4 protein-coding genes, 4 tRNA genes and 1 pseudogene are annotated in these 3,478 nt (G+C 32.8%); 3 read left to right on the top strand and 6 right to left on the bottom strand.

From position 1 onward, the window contains the following. From Q0C22_RS07765 to Q0C22_RS07740, 6 genes are all read right to left on the bottom strand, one after another. The coding region (locus Q0C22_RS07765) for a molybdopterin-binding protein (RefSeq protein WP_291493454.1) at positions 1-465 on the bottom strand (465 nt) is incomplete at its 3' end. Positions 466-471: 6 nt separating this feature from the next. After that, positions 472-548: transfer RNA gene (locus Q0C22_RS07760), tRNA-Asp, on the bottom strand. An 8-nt stretch (positions 549-556) separates the two neighbouring features. Further along, positions 557-632 (bottom strand) — tRNA-Val (locus Q0C22_RS07755). A 14-nt stretch (positions 633-646) separates the two neighbouring features. Beyond that, a complete protein-coding gene (locus Q0C22_RS07750) occupies positions 647-922 on the bottom strand; it encodes an HU family DNA-binding protein (protein ID WP_291493452.1) in 276 nt (91 codons plus the stop codon). 19 nt (positions 923-941) lie between these two features. Continuing rightward, positions 942-1,018: transfer RNA gene (locus Q0C22_RS07745), tRNA-Glu, on the bottom strand. Between the two features lie 3 nt (positions 1,019-1,021). Then, a tRNA-Lys gene (locus tag Q0C22_RS07740) sits at positions 1,022-1,097 on the bottom strand. A gap of 309 nt (positions 1,098-1,406) precedes the next feature. Between Q0C22_RS07740 and ppk2 the strand changes: the two genes are divergently transcribed. The 3 genes and pseudogenes from ppk2 to Q0C22_RS07725 all read left to right on the top strand — a co-directional run. Then, the gene (gene ppk2 / locus Q0C22_RS07735; RefSeq protein ID WP_291493450.1) at positions 1,407-2,159 is read left to right on the top strand and encodes a polyphosphate kinase 2; all 753 of its coding nucleotides are present in this window, start codon (positions 1,407-1,409) and stop codon (positions 2,157-2,159) included. 3 nt (positions 2,160-2,162) lie between these two features. Continuing rightward, positions 2,163-2,987 carry a CHAD domain-containing protein gene (locus Q0C22_RS07730; RefSeq protein ID WP_291493448.1) on the top strand — a complete coding sequence of 275 codons (825 nt, stop codon included), beginning with the start codon at positions 2,163-2,165 and terminating at the stop codon, positions 2,985-2,987. Further along, positions 2,980-3,478 (top strand): annotated as a pseudogene (locus Q0C22_RS07725) (hypothetical protein); the annotation flags it as partial. The gene Q0C22_RS07730 and the pseudogene Q0C22_RS07725, both read left to right, overlap by 8 nt.

Raw genomic sequence — 3,478 nt, 5'->3', positions numbered from 1 at the left:
ACAAAATATATGGAAGTCATCTTTTTTAACATAAACACCACAGGCGGCACCTACACTATTTTTAAGCAATATAGCACTTTTTGGAACATAGGCCATTTTTTGCCTGTTAACATTTAAATGTTTATCTGCAATTTTGCCTTCTTTGTATAATTTTTCATAAAAAAGCTCAATTTCAGACAAACACTTTTGGCTTAAAATCAATTCATCATTTACGACTAAAGCTATAGCTTGGAGCGTTAAATCGTCAAATGTGGGACCAAGCCCACCTGTTGTTATAATAAGCTTGGTTTTTGTTAAAAAATAATTAATCGTTTGAGTAATATCATCAAGACAGTCATCCACAAAGACAGCAAACCGATTTTCAATACCTATTTCATTTAATCTTTTTGTTATATAGTATACATTATTATCTTTAATTTGGGCGGATACTAACTCTCTTCCTATACCAAAAACAGAACTTTGCATAAAAAATGGCGGAGCCGACGAGACTCGAACTCGCGACCTCTGGCGTGACAGGCCAGCGTTCTAACCAGCTGAACTACGGCTCCGAGAAAAATGGTGGGCGCAGCAGGACTTGAACCTACGACCCCCTGCTTGTAAGGCAGGTGCTCTTCCAGCTGAGCTATGCGCCCATATTTTAAACAAATTACTTGTTTGCCAGTTCTTTAAAAACTTTTCCAACTTTAAATGCTGGTAAATTAAAACCTTTAATGGTAATTTTTTCTCCCGTGCGCGGGTTTCTGCCTGAGCGTTCTTTCCTTTGACTCAAATAAAATGTACCAAAACCTGTTAAACTTACTTTGCCACCTTTTGAAACTGCGCTCATGGTCTCATCAATAATAGCATCAACTACTTTCTTTACATCCGCTTTTTTCATCTGTGTAGCTGAAGCAACTTTTTCAATTAAATCAGCTTTTGTCATACAAAAACCTCCATTATCTTGGCGTCCCCAGCGGGATTCGAACCCACGTTTTCGCCGTGAAAGGGCGATGTCCTTGGCCGACTAGACGATGGGGACTTTTGGTGGGTCGTGCAGGAGTCGAACCTGCGGCCAATAGCTTAAAAGGCTACTGCTCTACCGCCTGAGCTAACGACCCATAAAATCTTTATTAAATATACATATTTGAACGCGATTGTCAACAAATTATTACATAAAATGAAAAAACTTTGCAAAAAAACTATAACTAAAGTATTTTACGCACAATAACAACATTTTTTAATTACTAGAAATCTAGTGTGTCAAAAGTACCTTGCTTTTTGATATGCTAGTCTGGTTGACAGCTTGGTATTTTATAATAAAAGTCTTGATAATAGCATAGAAATTTTCTTTTTGTTCATTTGAAAACACTATGGCTTGTTTTTTATCAAATAAGGCGTATAATTTAGCTAAATATAGGGGGTATTTTATGTCAAAAGATAAAGATGAATATAAACGTGAACTTTATAAGCTATGGGTAGAACTTGTAAAATTCCAAAACGCTCTTATAAAAAAAGAAGAGAAGGTGTTGATAATCCTTGAAGGCAGAGATTCTGCTGGCAAAGATGGCATGATAAGAACCATAACAAGGCATTTGAGTCCAAGAGAAACACGTATCTTTGCAGTTTCGAAACCAACGGATAAAGAAGCAAAAGAATGGTATTTCCAGCGATTTGTACCACATTTGCCTGCACCGTCTGAGTTCGTATTGTTTAATAGAAGCTGGTATAATAGGGCAGGAGTGGAACGTGTAATGGGTTTTTGTACTAAAAAAGAGTACGAACAATTCTTTGAAGATGTAGTATATTTTGAAAACCTCCTTATAAATGCAGGCATTAAGATGTTTAAGTATTATCTGGATATTGACAAAAAAGAACAAGAAAAAAGATTAAAATCAAGAAAAACTGATCCGCTCAAGCAATGGAAGGAAAGCCCAGTAGATGATGCTGCTTTAAAGCATTTTGACGATTACACTAAAGCAAGGGATGAAATGTTTGAGAGAACCCATACACCACGTTCACCGTGGATAATTGTTAAAGCAAATGACAAACACAAAGCACGTCTAAATTTGATCAAACATTTTTTACTTAACAATGATTATAAAGATAAAAACGAAAAAGTATTAAATTTTGATCCAAATATAGTTTTTATGTATACAAAAAATTTTTTATCTAATAGTTAAATTATGCTATTTTACGATGTTTTTGAAGAGATCATAAACAATCAGGTATCTGAGATTGAGTCAAATTTTAAAGAGTTTTATACTAAAGATGAAGCCCTGCATGATTTGCGCGTGGCTATAAGGCGTCTTTTATCTTATTTTTTAGTTTTTAAAAAGTATTTAAATACAGACACACAATTATTAAATACGCTAAAATTTTTTTTAAAATCATCAAATATGGCTAGAGATACACAAATTTTGATTGAAAAAATAAATCAACTGGACATATTCGAAAACGATTTAAAAGAACTAAAAACCTATTTAGAAAAAGAATACGGTATACAAAAATCCAATTTTTACAATATTCTTAGTCTAAGTTTTGATGATTTTTTAATAAAAATAAACCAGACAATTGTACAAAAAAGCTACAGAAAAGATGGTTTTTTTGACTTTAAGTTTGAAACAATAGCCTTTTTATCACTTAACGCGCAAGCTAAAAAAATTAAAAAAATTAAGCCTGCCAAAAAAAATTTGCATAAATTACGCATTGAGTACAAAAAATACAGGTACATTTTAGAAATTCTACAAAAAACTCAGGTTCAAAAGCAAAAAATTCAAGAACGCCTTATTCAATTAAGACAACTCCAGGATAAATTAGGCTACGTTCAAGACTTAAGTGTCCATATTGAATATCTAAAATCACTAAAAACAATACTGCCGGATTCGATAAATGCAATAGAAGCACTTATTGAAACTTTTAAAAGTAATTTAAAACAAAAAAGAAAAAAAGTTATTTTTTTATTATCTTTTTTAAGATTTTTTGAAATAAACTGGGGTGAACATGCCTGATTATCCTATCATAGCAATCATTGACATTGGTTCAAACTCAATAAGGCTTCAAGTTGCACAAAGTCTGGAAAAAAGCTATCGCATAATCCAGGATTATAGAGAAATTTTAAGACTTGGCGACTGCGTATTTTCCAAAGGCTACATTGATGGACAAACTGCTGAATTATTTTATAAAAACATGGAAGTAATAAATAATCTTATCCAAAACCATAAAGCAACAATTATAAGAGCTGTTGGTACAGCAGCGCTTAGAGATGCACAAAACGCATATGAAATTGTTAAAACAACAAAAGAGCGCTTTGGCATAGATATTGAAATAATCAGTGGCAAAGAAGAAGCTTATTATAATTTTTTAGCTGTACTTTATAATTTTGACATAAAAAACATGAATGCTCTTACAATAGATATAGGTGGTGGAAGCAGCGAAATTGTAATATCACAAAAAGGTGAACTTGTAGATTCTTACAGTACGCTGCTTGGTTGTACAAGAC

Origin of the sequence: Desulfurella sp. (assembly GCF_023256235.1) — a bacterium.
Lineage (GTDB): Bacteria > Campylobacterota_A > Desulfurellia > Desulfurellales > Desulfurellaceae > Desulfurella.
This window is presented reverse-complemented; position numbering and strand designations above follow the sequence as displayed.

Coding starts and splice junctions, on each gene's coding strand:
- Q0C22_RS07750 (WP_291493452.1), bottom strand. CDS start 922: ATGACAAAAGCTGATTTAATTGAAAAAGTTGCTTCAGCTACACAGATG.
- ppk2 (WP_291493450.1), top strand. CDS start 1,407: ATGTCAAAAGATAAAGATGAATATAAACGTGAACTTTATAAGCTATGG.
- Q0C22_RS07730 (WP_291493448.1), top strand. CDS start 2,163: ATGCTATTTTACGATGTTTTTGAAGAGATCATAAACAATCAGGTATCT.